This window comes from Streptomyces sp. NRRL F-2664 (assembly GCF_000719345.1).
GTDB lineage: Bacteria > Actinomycetota > Actinomycetes > Streptomycetales > Streptomycetaceae > Streptomyces.
Window position 1 is genome coordinate 17,758 of sequence record NZ_JOFX01000015.1, and the last position, 20,448, is coordinate 38,205.

Sequence of the window (20,448 nt, forward strand, 5' to 3'; positions counted from 1 at the left end):
CCACGCGCTCCGGGCCGTCCCCCTCCGCTTCACGCGATCCCCCGATCACACTCGTGAAGCCTGGTGCCACTCTAGTCAGTTCGTGGCACAGTCCCAACACCGGTGGGCGGCTTGCGTGGACGAACCGTGACTGTTCACTGCAAACGACGGCCGCGGCTGCGGGCATCCCGGACGACCGTGGCCGTACCCGCGATGACGGCGATCAGGACGGCACCGATGCCGAGAGCGTACGTGCCGTAGCGCTCCTGTCGTTCCTGGGCGGTCTCGGTCAACTGCAGGGGCGCCGCCTGCGGTGCCGTCGCCGGGGGCGGGCCCGGATCCGGTACGGGGGCCTTGGGGGCCTGCTGGTCCTGGGTGAGGGCACGCACCGGGTCGACGACTCCCCAACCGACGTAGTCGTCACGTCCCTTGACGGTGCGTTCGGCGGTGTTCTGGATCTGCCAGACGATCTGCTGCGCGGACCAGTCGGCGTGCTCGGCGCGCAGCAGGGCCGCGACGCCGGCGACGTAGGGCGCGGAGAAGCTGGTGCCGTTGTCGATGCACTGGCCGAAGCCGGGGACGGTGGAGACCATGTCCACACCGGGCGCCGCCACACCGATGAAGTCGCCGGGCTGGGAGAAGGCGGCGCGTTCGTTGTTGCGGTCCGAGGCGCCGACCGCGAGGACGCCGGGAAAGGCGGCCGGGTAGGTCTTGCGCTTCTGGCCGCTCATGCCGTCGTTGCCCGCGGAGGCCACGACCACGATGTCGGCGGCGACGGCCTTCTGGACGGACTTGCCGAGCTCGGAGTCCGCGGACAGCGGGACGTCGGTGTCCTGCGAGATGTTGATGACCTGGGCACCCTTGGCCACCGCGTGGTCGATGGCCTGGCTCAGGGACAGAGCGTTGCCCTTACCCTGCCCGTCGTTCTGCCGGATGGGGATGATCGTGGCGTCCGGGGCCAGGCCGACGAAGCCGGTGCCCGCCTGGGGGCGGGCCGCGATCAGCCCGGCGACCTTGGTGCCGTGGCCGACGGTGTCGGTGGTGCCGTCGCCGCCCTTGGGGTCGACGAAGTCCTTGCCGGCGGCGACGTCGAGGGCTCCGCTGAGCTGCGGGTTCGCCCGGTCCACGCCGGTGTCGATGACGGCCACCCGGACGCTCGCGCCCTTCTTGTCCTTGCCCTTGGTCTGCGCCCACAGCTCGTCGAGCAGAAGCCGCTGGAGGGCCCAGGGGCGGTCCTCGATCTGCTTCTTCATGGGGAAGGTGCACTCGCCCGCACCGTCGAGGTGCACGGTGTACGGGGGGTGCGGCGCGCCGGCGGGGCCTGCCGCGGCGGCACCCCCGCCGGCGGTCAGGACGAGGGCGGAGGCGGCGACGAGGAGTGCGCGCCGGGGCGCTCGGTACGGGGAGGTCGGCATCGGCGGCTTCCTCACGAACCCTGGGGCTGACGGGCGGAGTTGGTGTCCAGCCGGGGCCCCTTGGAGAGGAACTCCGACCAGGCGATGGGCACCATGGCCGGGGTGACCCCTCCGTAGCCCAGCCTGACCTGCGCCTGGCTGGCCTCGGGGCGGCCGTCCCCACCCGTCTTGGCCTGGTCCGGAGCGCCGATCCCGGACTGCGCGCTGTCGCTGTCGCCGTTGGCCTGCACGGCGTACCGCAGACCGGTGTCGGTGACCAGGAAGAGGGAGCCGCCGGCCGTCGTCTGCTTGCCCTGGACCTGTGTGTAGAGCAGGCCCGAGCCCGGGGTGACGTAGGCGCTGGTACCGCTGGCGGTGATGTCGACGGGGTAGCCGGTGCCGGCCCACGTGCTCAGCGTCTGGTTGCCCTGCCCGTCGACCGAGCGCAGGACGTTGCAGATGGTGTCGCGGTTGTTCGCGCCGCTCGCGCCGGTGCCGGCCGGCGGCGTCGTCCGGTTGATCCGCTCGGTCTTCTTCTGCGGCCACCTGACGTCGCCGGCGAACGGGGCGGCGTCGGGTTCGAGTGACTGGAGGTCGACCTCGCGGGCCTTGCCGTGCATGTTGAGGCCGTCGGTGGCGGGCGCGGAGATCAGCAGCCAGGCGACGAAGTCGGAGACGGGTGCGACCTTGCCCGGCAGGACCACGTAGTGCTGGGTTCCGGAGCCGGTCTGGGCTTTGAGCACCATGCCGACCTTGTTGTCGCCGGTGGCCAGGCCCTTGACGTCGGCGTTGGCCCCGGCCTTCCCGGGGAGGGGTGGGAAGGACAGGTCGTCGCCGGAGTTGAGGGTTCCCAGCCACTCGGGTCCGACCTGCTGGGGGGTGGCTCCGGTGCCGACCAGGGCGTTGGTCATCGTCCCGGCGGCCGGAGTGCCTTCGGGGAACTTGTACTTGGTGCCGGTCGCGTCGACCAGGTAGCGCTCCTTGCCCGGCCCGGTGCTCTCCACGTACAGCGACTGCGTGTCGGTGAGCCGGCGGGCGTCGTCGGTCACGGATGCGTCGCGGTCCGCGAGGACGAAGGTGGCGCTCTGCACGCCGCGGCCGTTGCCGCCCGGCTGCTGGCAGACGGCCCAGCGCTTGGGCTTGCCCGCCTCGGCCTTGGAGGGGAGCCGGTCGGGTGCGTACGGGATGCCGATGATGGGGCCGCGCGGCGGCCTGCCCGCGTCGAGGACCTTGTCCTCGACCTGCACGACCTTGAACTTCTGCGGGTCCAGCAGGAGTCGGGCGGAGGCCAGGTTCAACACCGGGTGCAGGCGCGTCTGGTTCTTGCCGCCCACCTTCGTCGTGAGGACCACGTAGCGGGTCGTGGAGTCCTTGCCGACGATCACCCTCGTCCCGGGCTCGTCCCAGCCCTTGGGGGCGGTGGGCTTGAACATGCCCCAGGCGCCGAACCCGGCCAGCACGAGGGCTCCGACGATCACCCCGGGCAGCACCGCGCGCAACGGGCGCGGGGCGCCCTCCTCGGTACCCGTGGCGGAGGGCTGGAGGAACGCGGCCACCGTCCGCCGCTTCGCAAAGGTGTACGCGTTGAGCTCATCACGTCGTGATGCCATGACCGTCTGCTTCTCCCCGCACGGCCCGGCCGGTGAGTACGGTCCCCGGGCCTCGATAGTCGGACCGGGCACCTACTATGCCTCTTGACGGACGGTATGCAGGGGCCGGGTAGGGTGAGGCAGCCGCTCAGCGCCTTCCACACCGGGGTAATCAGGGCTTGTTGGGGTGGATTGGGGAGGTTCCGGGGTCCCGCGACGGGTGTCGCGCAGCGCCGGAACTCATGGGGTCCGACCCGGGAGAGGGGAAGTGCGCGAGTGATGGCCACGGCGACGGAGCCGCAGACCGGCACGCCCGCAGCCGCACGCGGCGGGGTGACGCCGCATCCGAGGTCGAGTCCCGGCCGCTTCGGCCCGTTCCGACTGCAACAACTCGTACTGCTCCAGGTCGCGGCGGCCGGACTGCTCGTCGCGTGGGTGGTCGAGCCGCTGCTCCTGGTCCCCGCGGGCGCCCTCGCGCTCGTCCTGGTGGTGCTCGCGGTCGTACGCCGCCACCAGCGGTCCCTGCCCGAGTGGATCGCGAGCGCGCTCGCCCTGCGCGCCCGGCGCCGGCGGGCCGCGTCCTTCACCGTGCCCGCGGGTACGGAACCGGGCCTCGCACCGCTGGTCGAGGCCGATCCGGCTCTGCGCACCCTGACGTTCGGCGACCGCGACCGGCGCCCCGTCGGGATGGTCGGCGACGGCACCTTCCTGACCGTGGTGGTCCAGGTGGACACGGACGTCACCGCGCTGCGGCCCGACCGGGCGGCGCGCCCGCTGCCGCTGGGTGCCGTCCGGGACGTCCTGGAAGTGGACGGCATCCGGCTGGAGTCAGCGCAGGTGGTGCAGCACACCCAGCCGGCTCCGGCCCCGCACCTGCCGGCCCGGTCGATGGCCACCCTCAACTACGCGCCGCTGCAAGCCCGTACGGGCACGCCCGCGGTGCGGCTGACCTGGATCGCGCTGAAACTGGATCCGGAGCTGTGCCCCGAGGCGGTCACCGCCCGCGGCGGCGGACTGGCGGGTGCGCAGCGGTGCGTGGTGCGTGCGGCGGACCAGTTGGCCAGCCGGCTGGCCGGAGCCGGCTTTCGGGCCACGGTGCTGACCGAGCAGGAGCTGACGGCGGCCCTGGCCACCTCCTCGTGCGCCAACCCGATGGCGATCACCCAGGCCGGCCGGTCGGCCGGCACGGGGCGGCGTACGCAGGAGACCCCACGGACGTGGCGCTGCGACGACCGCCGGCACACGACGTACTGGATAGGCCGATGGCCACAGCTGGGCGGCCCCGGGGCGGCGGCGCTGCCGCAGTTCGTGGCGCTGCTGACCTCCCTGCCGACGCTCGCCACGACGTTCAGCCTGACCATGGCCCCGGCGGAGCGGCAGGGCGTGACCCTGACCGGACACGTACGGGTGACGGGGCGCAGTGACGAGGAACTGGTGGCGGCGCGCAGGGAGTTGGAGAGGACGGCGCGGGGAGTGAAGACCGGGCTGGTCCGGCTCGACCGCGAGCAGGTGCCGGGGCTGCTGGCTTCGCTGCCGCTGGGAGGGGCGCGATGAGGGGTGGTTTCGGGCTGGTCGGCCCGCGGCGGGAGCGGCACCTGGTGCCCGCGGCGGACCTGGACGCGCTGGCGGTGCCCGTCGGGGACGACGGGGTCGTCATCGGCGTCGACGCCGAGGGACGGCCGGCGGTGCTCGGCATCAACAGGCCGACCCCGTACGAGGTGACCCTCATCGGCGGCCTGTGGACGGCGCAGGTGCTGGCGCTGCGCGTGGCGGCCACCGGCGCCCGGGTCGCGGTCGAGACCGGGCGCGGGCAGGTGTGGGCCGGGCTGGCCCGGGCGGCGGGCGGCGGGCAGCAGTGCGTGACCCTGCACGAGGTGGGGCGGATCCCGCCGCAGGGCGCTTCAGCGGGCAGCCCGGTGCTGGTGGTCCGCGACTGCGGCATGCGGCCGCCGCGCGGCCGTGTGGTGGCCGGGCCGTGGCAGTCGGTGCTGACCCTGCTGCCGTACCTGAGCCCCACGGCGCCGCGCCTGCTCCAGCAGTCGTCGCTGGTCGGCGTGCAGCGGGTGTCCCCGGACGAGGCGGAGCAGATCGGCCGCCTGATGCGGCTGCCGCGCCAGGCCGTGGCCTCGCTGCCGACCCTGGGGGACGGGGTGACCCTGTGGTGCACCCCGCGGGACCGGCAGTTCGTGATGACCCAGGGGACCGAGACGGAGACCGGCCTGCTGGGGGCGCCGCGCCGCATCGACTGACCCCCGCCGCGTCCCGCCCCGCGGAGCGGGACGCGGCGGACAGGGGCGACGCGCCCCGATTAGGCTGGACGTCGGCGCGGCGTGGGCGGGCGCCGGAGCAGTGTTCGACAGACCAGGAGGACCAGTGAGCGGCGATCGGAACGAGAGGCGCGGCGGGACGTGGGACGTCCCGACGGACGATCAGTCCGACGCGGAGCCCGAGATGACGGGCGAGTTCACCATCGACTACACACCGCCGGCCTGGTACACCCAGAGCGCGCCTCCGGCGCCGGCCGCGCAGGTGCCCGGGCTGCCCGAGGGGAGCGGCTTCGAGCCGCACCGCCCGTCGGACCTGGAGTCGCCCTCGACGATGCGGATCGCCCCGCCGGCGCCGCGGACCCCGTCCGACGGTGCGGGCACGGCTGCGCCGTTCCCGCTCACGTCCGACACCGCTGCCGCAGCGGCCGCGGCTCCGACCTCTCCAGTTCCGGCGCCGACTGACGGACAGCCGTACCCGGCTGCGCCTGCGGCACCGGCTCCGGCTGATGCGACGCCGCCCGCGGCCACCGAGCCGATCACGGCCCCCGACCTGCCGTACGCAGCCGCAGCACCGACCCCGGCTCCGGCTCCGGTCCCGGCTCCGGCTGATGCGGCACCGCCCGCGACCCCCGACCCGATCACGGCCCCCGACCTGCCGTACGCAGCCGCAGCACCGACCCCGGCTCCGGTCCCGGCTCCGGCTGACGGACAGCCGTACGCGGCTGCGCCTGCGGCACCGGCTCCGGCCGAGTCCGCCGCGGCGGCGCCGGTCCAGGCTCCCGAGCCGCCGTACTCCGCTCCGGCGCCGGCCCCCGGGCCCGGAGCCGCGCCCGCCGACGCGACCCCTCCGGCTCCTGAAGCCGCTCCGGAGCCGGCCGATGCCGTGCCCGCGCCGTTCGCGGACGTGCCGCCGGCCACGGAGCCGCTCCCCGCCACTCCCCCGGCCGAGGCCGACGCCGCCACCGGCGGATGGGCGGGTCCGCGGCCCACCCCCGCCGAGGGGACCCCCGTACCGCCCCCCGCCGGGGAGAGCCCGTTCGGGGCGCCGCCCGGTGAACTGCCGCCGTTGCCGCCCGCGTTCGCGAACCAGGGCTACGGCTTCCCGCCGCCGGCGCCCGCGCCCGCCCCGCAGCAGCCCCAGCCCCCGCAGCAACCGGAGCCGCAGCCCCAGCCGCAGTACGACCCGCGCGCCGCCGGCCAGTGGGGCGCGGGCCCCGGTCAGCAGCCGCCGCAGCCGCAGCCCCAGCCGCACGACCCGCGGTACGCGGCCCCGCCCACCGGCGGCGGCGCGCCGCTCGGCTACACGGCCGCCGTCGAGCTGTCCTCGGACCGGCTGCTGCGCAACAAGCAGAAGCCCAAGAGCAACAACAACGGCGCGGGCGGCGGCCTCTTCCGCTTCGGCGGCAAGGCGGCCGAAGCGGAGCGCCGGCGCAAGCTGGAGCTGATCCGCACCCCGGTGATGTCCTGCTACCGGATCGCCGTCATCAGCCTCAAGGGCGGCGTCGGCAAGACGACGACCACCACCGCCCTCGGCGCGACCCTCGCCACCGAACGCCAGGACAAGATCCTGGCCATCGACGCGAACCCGGACGCGGGTACGCTCGGCCGCCGCGTCCGGCGCGAGACCGGCGCGACGATCCGGGACCTCGTGCAGGCGATCCCGTACCTGAACTCCTACATGGACATCCGCCGCTTCACCTCGCAGGCGCCCTCCGGTCTGGAGATCATCGCCAACGACGTGGACCCGGCGGTCTCCACGACCTTCAACGACGAGGACTACCGCCGCGTCATCGAGACGCTGGGCCGCCAGTACCCGATCATCCTCACCGACTCTGGCACCGGACTGCTGTACTCGGCCATGCGCGGCGTCCTGGACCTCGCCGATCAGCTGATCATCATCTCGACCCCGTCCGTGGACGGCGCCAGCAGCGCCAGCACCACCCTCGACTGGCTCTCCGCCCACGGCTACGCGGACCTCGTCTCCCGGTCCCTCACCGTCATCTCGGGGGTCCGCGAGACCGCCAAGATGATCAAGATCGAGGACATCGTGCAGCACTTCGAGACCCGCTGCCGCGGTGTCGTCGTGGTGCCCTTCGACGAACACCTGGCTGCCGGCGCCGAGGTGGACCTCGACATGATGCGCCCCAAGACCCGCGAGGCGTACTTCAACCTCTCGGCCCTCGTCGCCGAGGACTTCCTGCGGGCCCAGCAGCAGGCTCCGCAGAACCACTGGGGAGCACCGCAGCAGCCCCACCAGCCCCACCCCCAGCAGCCGCCGCAGCACCACCAGCAGCCGCAGCCGCAGCCGGGACCGTACGGCCAGCCGCAGGGGCAGCCCCCGTACCAGCAGCCGCCGCAGCAGCCGGGCCCCTACGGCCAGCCCTATCCCCAGCCGGGCCAGCCCTGGCAGCAGCCCCCGGCCGCCCCGCCGCAGCAGCCCCAGCAGCCGCCGCGCGATCCGCGGCTCGGCTGACGGCCACACCGAGCACGACGGGCGAGGGCCCGTACCACCCCGGGGTTCCGATCGGATCGGCAGCCGGCGGCGGTACGGGCCCTCGCCCGTCCGTGCGCGTGCGCGTCAGCGCTTGGCGTCGTAGGCGTCGGTCAGCACGCGCGCCCGCTTCACGTCGTCCGCGATCGCCTCCAGCAGCCCGTCCAGCGACTCGAACTTCGCCATCCCGCGCACGTAGGCGAGGAAGTCGACGGCCACGTGCTTGCCGTACAGGTCCAGCCCGACCCGGTCGATCGCGTACGCCTCCACCGTGCGCTCGGTCGCGTCGAACTGCACGTTCGTCCCCACCGAGATCGCCGCCGGCATCCGCTCGCCGTCCGCCGTCAGCCAGCCGGCGTAGACCCCGTCCGCGGGGATCGCGGTGTGGGGGGCCGTCTCGACGTTCGCCGTCGGGTAGCCGAGTTCGCGCCCGCGCTGCGCTCCGCGGACCACCACGCCCTCGACGCGGTGCGGGCGGCCCAGTACCTCGGCGGCCCCGTCCATGTCGCCCTCGGCGACCAGTCGGCGCGCCAGCGTGGAGGAGAACGGGACGCCGCCGCCCGCCGTGCCGCGCTCCACCAGGTCCACGACCTCGACCTGGTAGTCGTACGTGGAGCCCAGCTCGCGCAGGAAGTCGACGTTGCCGGCGGCTCGGTGGCCGAAGCGGAAGTTCGGGCCCTCGATGACGGCCCGGGCGTGCAGCTTGTCGACGAGCACCTTCACGATGAAGTCGGCCGGGGACAGCTGCGAGAACTCGGCGGTGAAGGGCAGGATGAGCAGCGCGTCCACGCCGAGGCCGGCCATCAGCTCGGCGCGCCGGTCGTGGGGGGCCAGGATCGGCGGGTGGCTGCCGGGGCGCACGACCTCGCTCGGGTGCGGGTCGAAGGTGACGACCACGGACGGGACGCCGAGCGCGCGGGCCGTGGCCACCGCCCGGCCGATGATCAGCTGATGTCCCCGGTGCACGCCGTCGTAGGAGCCGATGGTGACGACGCTGCGTCCCCAGTCCTGGGGGATGTCCTCCAAGCCACGCCAGCGCTGCACTGTGACCGCTCCTCGCCCGAACCCGGTTGGTCCTTGAACTGATTGCCGATTGCAGGTCTAAGACTGCCATGCCGGGGGCCACTGCCACGCATCGGCGTCCGAGCCGGGCGGGGCCCGCCGGGTCGCCGGCGCGCCGAGCCGCCGCGGATCGTCACGCCACATCCGCGGCCGCCCTGCTGAGGGGCTCCACCGTCCGCCGGACGCTCGGTCCCGGCCGGCGCCGTGGCCGGCGCGGCCGACTGCGCCTGTCGGCGGGCGACCGGCGTCCCTGAGGCCGGCCGGGCGCGGGCCGACGCCCGCTGCGGCGCAGCAGCTCCCGTGGCCCTGACCTCCGCCGTGCGCGGTGGCCCCGGCGAGACCGCCCCGGGAACGCCTCCCCCACCCGCGAGTCGCTCCCCTCACGCAGCGGTACGCAGGGCTCCGAGGCCACTGCCGGGCACGTGGCCCGCACCGCGGCGGGGCGCGCTCCGCAGCGGGCCCAGCACCAGCGGGCGCCGCGGCCACCTCGGCTTCAGCGGCCGACGGACAAGCGCGGTGGCACGCGGGACGTCGGCGGTTGCCGCGGAAGGCGCCTGCACGAGCCCACCCGCGCGCCGAGCCGGCAGTGGTCCCCGTCGCGGCGTGCGTGCCGGGCGTCGTCGAACACCGCGTCCTGGTCGGGCAGTACGGGCAGGGCCGCGGCGGGCGGCCGGGAGACGACGTCGAAACGGGCGCAGCGGCGCGGGCGTCGAGCAGGTAGCGGTCACGGCAAGCAGCACGGCCAAGGCGCGACCGTACAAGGGCAGCGCGAGCCCCACCCGGGCGGCAGCGCGGACGTGCGGGGCGGCGGGACCGCGGGCGGCGGCCCCGACCCGGCGCCTCCCGCGGGAGGGTGCCCACCAGCCACGAGGCCGTGGACGGCCCGACCCGGAGGGTGCCGCGTGCTCCGGGCGGCCGGTGTGAGGGCCATGCCGGCCGGGCGCGGTCCCTCGGGGGGGGCGCGCAAGGGAGGAGCCTGCCGGCCGGCGTGTCCACGGTGCCTGCGGCGGAACCGGCTCATGGCACAGACGGACGCGACCCGCCCGCCGGCGCCGGCACACCTGCGGCGCCCGCTCCGCGACACCGCCACGCGGGCGGGGCACGCCGTGGCGGGCTCGGCCGGTGCTCCTGCGGTGCTGCTCGTACGCAATGCCCGCTCCCCGCACCGCCCGGTGCCCACCCCATCGGGCACGCGAAGCTCGGCACGCCGGGCACACGCGGCAAACGCGCCCCCTTACGCTCCCTCCATTCACTCCGAGCGCCTGCTCGGACGGGTGAATAGCGGCGTCCGGATGGATAGAGACCTACCCGAGGGGGGTCGTGGAGCGGTGAGCGGCACGGCAGGTGCGCTCACCGCTCCACGTCAACGATCAGACGAAGACCGCGAGGGACTTCGCCTTCCCGTTCTTGCTCTCGACGAGCCCGAGCAGGCGGCCCTGCGGCCCGAAGACCGCGACCGTGCGCCCGTCGCCGTACTCCTCCGGCATGTCGATCCGTACGCCGTTGGCGAGCAGCGAGGCCCGCCGGCCGTCCAGGTCCCAGCGAGGGAAGGCCGCTGCGGCCGCCTCGCCGATCGGCATGACGGTCAGCTCCTCCTGGAGCTGGTCCAGGGTCCGGGCGCGGTCCAGCTTGTAAGGGCCCACCCGCGTGCGGCGCAGCGCCGTCAGGTGTCCGCCGACGCCGAGGTCGGCGCCCAGGTCGCGGGCGAGGGCGCGGATGTAGGTGCCGCTGGAGCAGACGACGGAGACGACGAGGTCGACGACCTCGGTGCCGTCCTCGGCCACGGCCTGCCGCATGTCGTACACCTGGAAGGAGGAGATCGTGACCGGCCGGGCCGGGATCTCGAAGTCCTCGCCGTCCCGGGCGCGCTTGTAGGAGCGCACGCCCTTGATCTTGATGGCGCTGACCTTGGACGGGACCTGCAAGATCTCGCCCGTCAGCTTGGCGACGCCCGCGTCGACGGCTTCCCGGGTGACCCCGGTGGCGTCCGTGGACGAGGTGATCTCGCCCTCGGCGTCGTCCGTCAGGGAGTTCTGGCCCAGCCGGATCGTGCCGAGGTACTCCTTCTCGGTGAGCGCGAGGTGGCCGAGGAGCTTGGTGGCCTTCTCCACGCCGAGGACCAGCACCCCCGTCGCCATCGGGTCGAGGGTGCCGGCGTGGCCGACGCGGCGGGTCCTGGCGATCCCGCGCATCTTGGCGACCACGTCGTGCGAAGTGAAGCCGGACGGCTTGTCGACGATGACAAGGCCGTCCGGAGTCTTCCCTGCGTCGGTGCTCATTCCGCGGCTGCGTCCTCGTCGGAGTCGTCGGCGTCCTCACCGGGCTTCTTGTACGGGTCGGCGTCGCCGGCGTACTGGGCACCGGAGGAGACCTCGCGCACCTGGGCGTCGGAGGCACGGGCCTTGTCGAGGAGGTCCTCGATGGTTTTGGCCGTCTCCGGGAGGGCGTCGGCGACGAAGGTGAGGGTGGGGGTGAACTTGGTCCCCGCCGCCCGGCCGACCGCGGAGCGCAGGACGCCCTTGGCGCTCTCCAGGCCGGCTGCCGCACTGGCGCGGTCCTCGTCGTCGCCGTAGACCGTGTAGAAGACCGTGGCCTCCCGCAGGTCGCCGGTGACCCGGGTGTCCGTGATGGTCACGTGCGTCCCGAGGCGGGGGTCCTTGACACCGCGCTGCAGCTTCTCCGCCACCACCTCCCGGATGAGGTCCGCCAGCTTCTTCGCCCGCGCATTGTCGGCCACTGGTCCGTCTCCTTCTTCTTGCAGACAAGCTATAAGTCAGTCTTCATCACCGTGGAGGCGCCGTCGTACGGACAGCAGCTCCACTTCCGGACGTGCCGCGACCAGCCGCTCGCAGCGGTCCAGTACGTCCGAGAGGAACCCCGCGTCCCCACTCACCAGCGCGACCCCTAGGCGGGCCCTGCGGTGCAGATCCTGGTCGCCCACCTCGGCCGCGCTCACGGAGAACTTGCGCTGGAGCTCGGCGACGATGGGCCGGACGACGGAGCGTTTCTCCTTCAGCGAGTGGACGTCGCCGAGGAGCAGGTCGAAGGACAGAGTCCCCACGTACATGCAGTTGCCGGATATCCCGCCGGTGCGGGTTCGGTGGCCGGCCGGGCCGTCGCCCGGCCGGGTCACCCGGCGCTCGCGCGGCCGGGTCACCAGAACCGTACACGCAACGGCCGGGGCCGATCGACGGATATTCCGCCGACCGGCCCCGGGGTCACGCGTTACGACACGGTGCGAACCGCCTCGCGCTTACGCGCGGGGCTTCTCGCGCATCTCGTACGTCGCGATGACGTCGTCGATCTTGATGTCGTTGAAGGAACCGAGGTTGATACCACCCTCGAAGCCCTCGCGGATCTCGGTGACGTCGTCCTTGAAGCGGCGCAGACCGGAGATGGTGAGGTTCTCCGCGATGACCTTGCCATCGCGCAGCAGGCGCGCCTTGGTGTTGCGCTTGACCTCGCCGGACCGGATGAGGACACCGGCGATGTTGCCCAGCTTGGACGAGCGGAAGATCTCGCGGACCTCCGCCGTACCGAGCTCGACCTCTTCGTACTCCGGCTTGAGGAGACCCTTCAGGGCCGCCTCGATCTCCTCGATGGCCTGGTAGATCACCGAGTAGTACCGGACGTCGACGCCCTCGCGGTCCGCCATCTGCGCGGCGCGGCCGGCAGCACGGACGTTGTAGCCGATGACGATGGCGTCGGAGCCCATCGCCAGGGCGATGTCGGACTCGGTGACCGCACCCACACCGCGGTGCAGGACGCGGATGTCGACCTCTTCACCGACGTCGAGCTGGAGCAGCGAGGACTCCAGGGCCTCGACCGCACCGGACGCGTCGCCCTTGATGATGAGGTTGAGTTCCTGGACCAGACCGGCCTTGAGCACGGAGTCGAGGTCCTCGAGGGACACGCGACGGACGCGCTTGGCGAAGTTGGCGTTGCGCTCGCGCGCAGCACGCTTCTCGGCGATCTGGCGGGCGGTGCGGTCCTCGTCGACGACGAGGAAGTTGTCGCCGGCGCCGGGGACGTTGGTGAGACCCAGGACCAGGACGGGGGTCGACGGACCCGCTTCCTCGACGTTGTTGCCCTTGTCGTCGAGCATGGCGCGCACGCGGCCGTAGGCGTCGCCCACGACCATCGTGTCGCCGACGCGGAGGGTACCGCGCTGGACGAGGACGGTGGCGACGGCACCGCGGCCGCGGTCGAGGTGGGACTCGATCGCAATACCCTGAGCGTCCTGCTCCGGGTTGGCGCGCAGGTCGAGCGAGGCGTCGGCGGTGAGGACGACGGCCTCCAGCAGGGAGTCGATGTGCAGACCCTGCTTGGCGGAGATGTCCACGAACATCGTGTCGCCGCCGTACTCCTCGGCGACCAGACCGAACTCGGTGAGCTGACCGCGCACCTTGGTCGGGTCCGCACCCTCGACGTCGATCTTGTTGACCGCGACGACGATTGGGACGCCGGCGGCCTTGGCGTGGTTGAGCGCCTCGATCGTCTGCGGCATGACGCCGTCGTTGGCCGCGACCACGAGGATCGCGATGTCGGTCGACTTCGCACCGCGGGCACGCATGGCGGTGAACGCCTCGTGACCCGGGGTGTCGATGAAGGTGATGCGACGCTCTTCGTCGTTGACCTCGGTGGAGACCTGGTACGCACCGATGTGCTGCGTGATGCCGCCGGCCTCGCCCGCGACGACGTTCGTCTTGCGGATGGCGTCGAGCAGTCGGGTCTTACCGTGGTCGACGTGACCCATGACGGTCACGACCGGCGGACGCGGCAGCAGGTACTCCTCGCCGCCCTCGTCCTCGCCGAACTCGATGTCGAAGGTCTCGAGGAGCTCGCGGTCCTCCTCCTCCGGGCTGACGATCTGAACCTGGTAGTTCATCTCGCCCGCGAGGAGCTGGAGGGTCTCGTCGGAGACGGACTGCGTGGCAGTGACCATCTCGCCGAGGTTCATCATCACCGCGACCAGCGACGCCGGGTTGGCGTTGATCTTCTCGGCGAAGTCGGTGAGGGACGCACCGCGCGACAGGCGAACGGTCTCGCCGTTGCCGCGGGGCAGCATCACGCCGCCGACGGACGGGGCCTGCATGGCCTCGTACTCCTGGCGCCTCTGGCGCTTCGACTTGCGGCCGCGACGGGCCGGACCGCCGGGACGGCCGAAGGCACCCTGCGTACCGCCACGGGCACCGGGACCGCCGGGACGCCCACCGAAGCCGGGACGACCGCCGCCACCGGCGCCGGCCGGGCCGCCGCCGAAGCCGCCGCCACCCGGACGGGGACCGCCGAAGCCGCCACCACCGGCCGGACGCGAGCCCGGACCGGCCGGACGGCCGGCGAAGCCGCCGCCGCCGGGACGACCGGCGCCACCGGGACGGGGACCGCCCGCACCGGGACCACGGCCACCGGGGCCGCCGCCGGGACGGGGACCGGGACCGCCGGCAGCGGGACGCTGCGGCATCATGCCCGGGTTCGGACGGTTGCCGCCCGGGGCCGGACGCGGAGCGCCGCCCTGCGGACGGGGCATGCCGCCCGGGGTCGGGCGGGCGCCGCCGGGGCCCTGCGGGCGCGGAGCGCCGCCGGGACCACCCTGCGGACGGGGAGCACCCTGGCCGCCGGCGCCGGGGGCGCCGGGACGCGGGGCGCCGGCCGGACGGGGCGCCTGCGGGCGCGCCATGCCGGTGGAGCCGCCGGAGGTGAACGGGTTGTTGCCCGGACGGGGACCGGCCGGACGGGCGCCCTGCGGGCGCGGAGCCGGAGCACCGGGGGTGCCGGCGGGACGGCCCGGGGCGCCGGGGGTGGCGCCGGTCGGACGCGGGGCGCCGGGACGGGCACCGCCCTGACCGGGAGCCGCCGGACGCTGCTGCGTCGGACGCGGGCCGGGGGCCGCGGCGGGGCGCGCCGGGGCGGCCGGAGCCGCCGGGGGCGCGGAGAACTCGGTCGCCACGGGCGCCGCCGGAGCGGGCTTCGGGGCGGGAGCCTTCGGGCCGGGACGCGGGCCGGGGGCGGCCGGCGTCACGGGTGCTGCGGACGGGGCCTCGGCGGCGGCCGGCTTGGGGGCCGGTGCGCCGGGCTTCGGGGCAGCAGGACGTGCCGCAGCGGCCGGGGACGGCGCTGCGGGCTTGGCGGGCGCGGCCTTGCGGGGCGCGCCGGGCTTTGCAGCGGACTTGCCGGCGTTGCCGCCGGGCCCCTGCAGTGCGTCAGTCAACTTGCGTACAACCGGCGCCTCGATCGTCGAGGACGCCGAACGGACGAATTCACCGAGTTCTTGGAGCTTGGCCATGACGACCTTGCTCTCCACCCCGAACTCCTTGGCGAGTTCGTATACCCGGACCTTAGCCACTTCGCTCCTTTGAGGTCCGGGTTACGCCGGACCGTCGCTACTTCATGGGCGTACTCATCGCGTACTCATCGAGTGCTCATCGCAATCTCGACCTACTTCCAACTCGCGAGGTACCTGACCGCACGGGGTATCCGTGCCGTACTACTTCCTTACGCTGTGGTCCCGGATGTCCCGGCCACGGCATTGCGCAGGTTCGCCGTGTCGAGCGCTCCGGCGGACCTGAGGGCCCGGGGGAACGCTCGGCGGCGGACCGCCTGGTCGAGGCAGACCACGGCGGGGTGCACGTACGCACCCCGGCCGGGCAGCGTACCGCGATGATCGGGGACGCATTCGTCCTCGATCGCCACGATCCGCAGCAGATCGCTCTTCGCCGCTCGCTCCCGACACCCCACACAGGTGCGTTCGGGGCGTGCGCGGGCTTGCGTCCGGCCAGACACGCCTAAGTCTACCTCCCCGTACCGACCTCTCCCCCGACGAGTGCCGGAGGAAAAATCGAACGGCTGTTGTGTTGTCTTGATCCGCTGCCCTCGGCAGCGGCCGTACGAACCCTGTCTACCGTCCGGGAAGCCCCGTCCGGTACCGGTTTATTCCCCGTCCCGGTCCCGGTCCGCGTCCGGCGAGGTCTCGGTGTCCGGGCGGATGTCGATGCGCCATCCGGTGAGCCGTGCGGCGAGGCGGGCGTTCTGCCCCTCCTTGCCGATGGCCAGGGACAGCTGGTAGTCCGGCACCGTCACCCGGGCCGAACGGGAGTCCCAGTCGACGACCTCGACCTTGCTCACCCGGGCGGGTGACAGCGCGTTCGCGACCATCTCCGCCGGGTCGTCCGACCAGTCGACGATGTCGATCTTCTCACCGTGCAGCTCGGCCATCACGTTGCGCACCCGGCTGCCCATCGGGCCGATGCAGGCGCCCTTGGGGTTCAGGCCCGAACGGGTGGATCGAACGGCGATCTTGGTGCGGTGACCGGCCTCGCGGGCGATCGCCGAGATCTCGACGCTGCCGTCGGCGATCTCCGGGACCTCCAGCGAGAAGAGCTTCTTCACCAGGTTCGGGTGGGTGCGCGAGAGGGTCACGGACGGGCCGCGGACACCCTTCGCCACGCGCACGACGTACGCCTTCAGGCGCAGCCCGTGCGGGTACTCCTCGCCGGGGACCTGCTCCTGCACCGGCAGGATGGCCTCCAGCTTGCCGATGTCGACGAGGACGTTCTTGGGGTCCTTGCCCTGCTGCACGACGCCGGTGATGACGTCGCCCTCCCGGCCGGCGAACTCGCCGAAGGTCAGGTCGTCCTCGGCGTCGCGCAGACGCTGGAGGATCACCTGCTTGGCGGTCGTCGCGGCGATCCGGCCGAAGTCCGACGGCGTGTCGTCGAACTCCTTGGGCTCCTGGCCCTCTTCGAGATCCCTCGGGTCTTCCGTCGCCCACACGACCACGTGACCGTTGGTGCGGTCCAGCACGACGCGGGCGCGGCGGTAGCTCCCCTCGGTGCGGTGGTACGCGATGAGGAGGGCCGACTCGATCGCCTCGACGAGCAGGTCGAAGGAGATCTCCTTCTCCCGGACCAGACCCCGCAGGGCACTCATGTCGATGTCCACGGCTACGCCTCCTCTTCCTTCTTGTCCTTGCGGTTGAACTCGATCTCGACACGCGCTTTCACGATGTCGGTGAACGCGATGCGGCGGGCGGTGGCCTTGCGGCCCTTCACGCCCGGTACTTCGAGGTCCATGCCCTCGTCGTCGACGTCGAGGATGCGGGCGACCAGTTCCCCGGCACCCTTGCCGTCCTCGGCGGACAGCTGGAACTTCACGAGACGGCCGATGGCCCGTACGTAGTGGCGGTGCTCGGTCAGCGGGCGGTCGGCGCCCGGGGAGCTCACTTCGAGGACGTACTCGTCCTCGCCCATCACGTCGGAGTCGTCGAGCTTGTCGGAGACCTCACGGCTCAGCTCGGCACATGCGTCCAGCTCCACGCCCTCGTCGGAGTCCACGATGATCCGCAGCATCCGGCGCTTGCCCGCCCGGGACAGTTCGATCTCTTCGAGGTCCAGGCCCTTGGCGGCGACGAGCGGCTCCAGCAGCCCGCGCAGCCTGTCGCTCTGGGTGGTGCTCATCCGGGTGACTCCTCGGCCGCGTGTGCTGTTGTGGTTTCCGTCGTGTGTCAGGTCAAAGGGTATCCGGTGTCAGGGGGTGTTGCCGTCCGCCCTGTGAGCAGGGCCCCGGGTACCGTGATCACACCCTGCCCCGCCCCACACCCCGAGGACGACGCCGTGCCCTGGACTCCGCCTCCGAGACCCTCGCGCAGGAGCCTGCTCGCCGGTGCCGCCGGCGCGGCCGGTGCCGTGCTGCTGACCGGGTGCACCGACGACCGCTCGGCGGGTGCCGACCCGACGATTTCCGTCGAACGGCGGATGCGGGAAGCGGCCGTTCGTGACAGTGCGCGGCTGCTGGAACGTTACGACGCCACCGCCGCCGCCCATCCGGACCTGGCGGCGCGGCTCGGCCCGCTGCGCGCCGCCGTCGCCGCGCACGCGGCCGCCCTGTCCCCCTCCGCCGCGTCCGGCGCGCCGTCCCCGGCGGGGTCGCCGTCCGGCGGTACGGGGGCGGCCGCGCCCGCGGCGAGCGGTGAGCCGGTGCCGGCGAAGGCGGCCGAGGCCCTCACCGCGCTCGCCGACGCCGAGCGGAGCCTGTCCGAGGCCCGGACCATCGACCTGGCCGGCGCGCCGGGCGAGCTGGCCCGGATGCTGGCCTCTCTGGCCGCCTGCGGCGCCGTGCACGTCTACCTGCTGACCTCGACGCCCGGAGCCACGCCGTGAAGCCCGAACCCTCTCCCGCCGGCCGGGCCCTTGAGGCCGCGCAGGCGGCCCTCGCCGCCGAGCACGCGGCCGCGTACGGCTACGGGGTGATCGGCGCGCGCACCCCCGGCGCCCGCGCCGCCGAGGCCCGGGAGGCGTACGGCAGCCATCTGGCCCGGCGCGACGCCCTGGTCCGGACCGTGCGGGAGCTGGGCGGCGCGCCCCGCTCCTCGGAGGCGGCGTACGCCCTGCCGTTCGAGGTGCGCACCGCCGCCGACGCCGAGCGGCTGGCCGCGGTGATCGAGGAGCGGGTGGCCGGGGCGTACTCGGACCTGGTGCGGGCGGCAGAGGGCCCGCTGCGCCGCGAGGCGGCCGACGCGCTGAGCGCCGCGGCCGTGCGCGCGGCACGCTGGCGCGGGGGCGGCGTAGCCTTCCCTGGGCTCACCGAACGCGCACAGTGAGCCCTCACCAGCTGAAAGGGACCACGCACGCATGGCTTTCGAACCGCCGCAGCGGCTCGTACGGGCGCTCGGCGAGATGCCGGTGACGGCGCAGGACACGGACTGGCTGGGGCAGTTGGCCGGGCTGACCGAGGCCGCGCTCACCCGGCGGGGCGTACGGGCCCAGCGGGTGCAGGCCCCCGGTGGCCGCAGCAGTCTGGTGGTCCTCGTCACCTACGCGGACGGCACCCCTGCGGCCCTGAAGCTGGCACCGCCGCTCGCCCGGCCCGACCGGGAGCTGGCCGCGCTGGCGCACTGGGGCGGTTTCGGCGCCGTACGGGTCCTCGACACGCGGCACCACGAGGACGACGGGGCCCTGCTGCTGGAACGGCTGCATCCGGAGGTGTCGCTGCGGTCCCTGCCGGATGCCAAGGCCCTGTTGGAGGCCAGTGGCACGCTGCGCCGGCTGTGGGTGGCGCCGCCCGCCGGGCACGGGTGGGAGACGGTGGCGGAGCGCACCGCGGCCCAGTCCGCCGCGCTGCGGGCCGCTCCGGCGGAGGTGCGGGCGCTGGCCGACGCGGCCCTGGCGGCGCGTGAGGAGCTGGTGGCGGCGGCGCCGGAGGAGCTGCTGCTGCACGGGAACTTCCGGCAGGGCAAGGTGCTGGCCGGCGAGCGGGCGCCGTGGCTGACGGTGGGCCCCGACCCGCTGGTCGGCGAGCGGGCGTACGACCTGGCGCGTCTGGTCCGGGACCGGCTGGAGGACCAGGTCGCCTCCTCGGCGGGGGCGGCGGGCGCCCGGCGCCGGGTGAACAAGCTGGCCGACGCGCTGGAGGTGGACCGGGAGCGGCTGCGGGGCTGGACCCTGTTCCGGGCGGTGGAGTCGGGCAACCGCGCCCTGTCCGCCGGCCGCCGGCGCGACGCCGAACTGCTCCTGGAGTTCGCGGCCTGGCTGTAGCGGCCTGGTCTGATCGACCGGACGCGGAGTGGGGCATACCGTAGGAAAGAAGGGTATGTCCGGCAGGGGGCCGCCATGGTCGAGGAACTGCTGACAGCGGTGGTCGCCGCGGGTGTGGGCGCCGCGGTCTACATGGGCGCCGCGGCGCGCGTGGTGAAGCAGTACGAGCGGGGCCTGGTCTTCCGCTTCGGTCGGCTCCGGGAGGAGATACGCCCGCCCGGCTTCACGGTGATCGTTCCCGTGATCGACCGGCTCCGCAAGGTGAACATGCAGATCGTGACGCTGCCGGTGCCCGCGCAGGAGGGCATCACCCGGGACAACGTGACGGTGCGCGTGGACGCGGTCGTGTACTTCAAGGTGGTCGACCCGGCGAGCGCGGTCGTGGCGGTGGAGGACTACCGCTTCGCCGTTTCGCAGATGGCGCAGACCTCCCTGCGGTCGATCATCGGCAAGTCCGACCTGGACGACCTGCTCTCCAACCGGGAGATGCTCAACCAGGGCCTGGAACTGATGATCGACAGTCCTGCGGTGGGCTGGGGGGTGCAGATCGACCGGGTCGAGATCAAGGACGTGTCGCTGCCGGAGACGATGAAGCGGTCGATGGCACGACAGGCGGAGGCGGACCGCGAGCGCCGGGCCCGGGTGATCAACGCGGACGCGGAGCTCCAGGCCTCGCACAAGCTCGCCGAGGCGGCGGAGGTCATGTCGGAGCAGCCCTCGGCGCTGCAACTGCGCCTGCTGCACACGATCGTGGCGGTCGCCGCCGAGAAGAACTCCACGCTGGTGCTGCCGTTCCCGGTGGAGCTGCTGCGTTTCCTCGAACGCGCGGCTCCTCCGCCTGCGGCGGCCGCCGCGCGGAAGGAACCGGCCTCGGCCGGCCCGGCTTCCGAAGGCCCCGGGCCGGTCGAGGTCGCCGGTGCGGCGGACGCGGCCGCGGTGGACCGCAGGAAAGCGGACGCGGCCGCGGTGGACCGCGGGACGGCGGACGCCGCGGCGACCGTCGAGCGGGCCGCGCAGGAGCGGACGCTCGGGGCCGCCGAGCCGCCGCCGTTCCCGGGAGAGTCCCCGCCGTAGCCGCCGGGCGCCGCCCCGGCCCTGCACCCCGGCTCGGTCGGAGCCGTATCCCTGCGGCGT

The 20,448-nt window shown here is 73.6% G+C and carries 17 protein-coding genes; 7 read left to right on the top strand and 10 right to left on the bottom strand.

All coding sequences use genetic code 11. The features are described 5' to 3' along the window. Positions 1–134 precede the first annotated feature (134 nt). Together mycP and eccB are read right to left on the bottom strand one after the other, a co-directional pair. Positions 135–1,394 carry a type VII secretion-associated serine protease mycosin gene (gene mycP / locus IF89_RS0115695; RefSeq protein ID WP_030767314.1) on the bottom strand — a complete coding sequence of 420 codons (1,260 nt, stop codon included), beginning with the start codon at positions 1,392–1,394 and terminating at the stop codon, positions 135–137. A gap of 11 nt (positions 1,395–1,405) precedes the next feature. Beyond that, a complete protein-coding gene (gene eccB, locus IF89_RS0115700; protein ID WP_030767316.1) occupies positions 1,406–2,983 on the bottom strand; it encodes a type VII secretion protein EccB in 1,578 nt (525 codons plus the stop codon). Positions 2,984–3,241: 258 nt separating this feature from the next. On the opposite strand from eccB, the gene eccE reads away from it, so the two are divergent. The 3 genes from eccE (at position 3,242) to IF89_RS47650 (ending at position 7,702) form a co-directional block, all read left to right on the top strand. Further along, entirely contained in the window at positions 3,242–4,516 is a 1,275-nt protein-coding gene (gene eccE, locus IF89_RS0115705; protein WP_107047287.1) for a type VII secretion protein EccE, read from the top strand. Next, positions 4,513–5,211 (top strand): hypothetical protein, encoded by a 699-nt coding sequence (locus IF89_RS0115710; protein WP_030767323.1) that lies wholly within the window; start codon positions 4,513–4,515, stop codon positions 5,209–5,211. The genes eccE and IF89_RS0115710 overlap by 4 nt, the downstream gene beginning before the upstream one ends. A 124-nt stretch (positions 5,212–5,335) precedes the next feature. Next, complete coding sequence (locus IF89_RS47650; RefSeq protein WP_030767326.1) at positions 5,336–7,702, top strand: SCO5717 family growth-regulating ATPase; 2,367 nt, start codon at positions 5,336–5,338, stop codon at positions 7,700–7,702. 105 nt (positions 7,703–7,807) lie between these two features. Here the strand turns inward: IF89_RS47650 and IF89_RS0115720 are convergent, their stop codons facing one another. From IF89_RS0115720 to rimP, 8 genes are all read right to left on the bottom strand, one after another. Beyond that, positions 7,808–8,764: a bifunctional riboflavin kinase/FAD synthetase gene (locus tag IF89_RS0115720; protein WP_030767328.1), complete on the bottom strand. Its 957-nt coding sequence runs from the start codon at positions 8,762–8,764 to the stop codon at positions 7,808–7,810. Between the two features lie 1,388 nt (positions 8,765–10,152). Next, positions 10,153–11,061 carry a tRNA pseudouridine(55) synthase TruB gene (gene truB, locus IF89_RS0115725; RefSeq protein WP_030767331.1) on the bottom strand — a complete coding sequence of 303 codons (909 nt, stop codon included), beginning with the start codon at positions 11,059–11,061 and terminating at the stop codon, positions 10,153–10,155. Continuing rightward, complete coding sequence (gene rbfA, locus IF89_RS0115730) at positions 11,058–11,519, bottom strand: 30S ribosome-binding factor RbfA (protein ID WP_030767334.1); 462 nt, start codon at positions 11,517–11,519, stop codon at positions 11,058–11,060. Before rbfA ends, truB begins: the two co-directional genes overlap by 4 nt. A 36-nt stretch (positions 11,520–11,555) precedes the next feature. After that, positions 11,556–11,849 (bottom strand): DUF503 domain-containing protein, encoded by a 294-nt coding sequence (locus IF89_RS0115735; RefSeq protein ID WP_030011580.1) that lies wholly within the window; start codon positions 11,847–11,849, stop codon positions 11,556–11,558. Between the two features lie 186 nt (positions 11,850–12,035). After that, complete coding sequence (gene infB / locus IF89_RS0115740) at positions 12,036–15,128, bottom strand: translation initiation factor IF-2 (protein ID WP_030767337.1); 3,093 nt, start codon at positions 15,126–15,128, stop codon at positions 12,036–12,038. Positions 15,129–15,277: 149 nt separating this feature from the next. Further along, positions 15,278–15,565 (bottom strand): YlxR family protein, encoded by a 288-nt coding sequence (locus IF89_RS0115745; protein ID WP_078628327.1) that lies wholly within the window; start codon positions 15,563–15,565, stop codon positions 15,278–15,280. 147 nt (positions 15,566–15,712) lie between these two features. Further along, the gene (gene nusA / locus IF89_RS0115750; protein WP_030767342.1) at positions 15,713–16,723 is read right to left on the bottom strand and encodes a transcription termination factor NusA; all 1,011 of its coding nucleotides are present in this window, start codon (positions 16,721–16,723) and stop codon (positions 15,713–15,715) included. A gap of 2 nt (positions 16,724–16,725) precedes the next feature. After that, positions 16,726–17,238 (bottom strand): ribosome maturation factor RimP, encoded by a 513-nt coding sequence (gene rimP, locus IF89_RS0115755; RefSeq protein WP_030767346.1) that lies wholly within the window; start codon positions 17,236–17,238, stop codon positions 16,726–16,728. 156 nt (positions 17,239–17,394) lie between these two features. Here rimP and IF89_RS0115760 point away from each other — a divergent pair, with 156 nt between their 5' ends. The 4 genes from IF89_RS0115760 to IF89_RS0115775 all read left to right on the top strand — a co-directional run bounded on the left by IF89_RS0115760 (position 17,395) and on the right by IF89_RS0115775 (position 20,388). Beyond that, entirely contained in the window at positions 17,395–17,940 is a 546-nt protein-coding gene (locus IF89_RS0115760) for a hypothetical protein (RefSeq protein WP_030767351.1), read from the top strand. After that, positions 17,937–18,380, top strand: coding sequence for a ferritin-like domain-containing protein (locus IF89_RS0115765; RefSeq protein WP_030767354.1), 444 nt, complete (start codon positions 17,937–17,939; stop codon positions 18,378–18,380). The genes IF89_RS0115760 and IF89_RS0115765 overlap by 4 nt, the downstream gene beginning before the upstream one ends. Before the next feature lie 31 nt (positions 18,381–18,411). Continuing rightward, positions 18,412–19,314, top strand: coding sequence for an aminoglycoside phosphotransferase family protein (locus IF89_RS0115770; protein WP_030767357.1), 903 nt, complete (start codon positions 18,412–18,414; stop codon positions 19,312–19,314). A gap of 75 nt (positions 19,315–19,389) precedes the next feature. Then, positions 19,390–20,388, top strand: coding sequence for a slipin family protein (locus IF89_RS0115775; RefSeq protein ID WP_030767360.1), 999 nt, complete (start codon positions 19,390–19,392; stop codon positions 20,386–20,388). Positions 20,389–20,448 lie beyond the last annotated feature (60 nt).

Bases quoted from the DNA above. Each gene is read 5' to 3' on its own strand.
- IF89_RS0115770 (WP_030767357.1), top strand. From the start codon at position 18,412: ATGGCTTTCGAACCGCCGCAGCGGCTCGTACGGGCGCTCGGCGAGATG.
- mycP (WP_030767314.1), bottom strand. From the start codon at position 1,394: ATGCCGACCTCCCCGTACCGAGCGCCCCGGCGCGCACTCCTCGTCGCC.
- IF89_RS0115735 (WP_030011580.1), bottom strand. From the start codon at position 11,849: ATGTACGTGGGGACTCTGTCCTTCGACCTGCTCCTCGGCGACGTCCAC.
- eccE (WP_107047287.1), top strand. From the start codon at position 3,242: ATGGCCACGGCGACGGAGCCGCAGACCGGCACGCCCGCAGCCGCACGC.
- IF89_RS0115710 (WP_030767323.1), top strand. From the start codon at position 4,513: ATGAGGGGTGGTTTCGGGCTGGTCGGCCCGCGGCGGGAGCGGCACCTG.
- rimP (WP_030767346.1), bottom strand. From the start codon at position 17,238: ATGAGCACCACCCAGAGCGACAGGCTGCGCGGGCTGCTGGAGCCGCTC.
- truB (WP_030767331.1), bottom strand. From the start codon at position 11,061: ATGAGCACCGACGCAGGGAAGACTCCGGACGGCCTTGTCATCGTCGAC.
- eccB (WP_030767316.1), bottom strand. From the start codon at position 2,983: ATGGCATCACGACGTGATGAGCTCAACGCGTACACCTTTGCGAAGCGG.
- IF89_RS0115775 (WP_030767360.1), top strand. From the start codon at position 19,390: ATGGTCGAGGAACTGCTGACAGCGGTGGTCGCCGCGGGTGTGGGCGCC.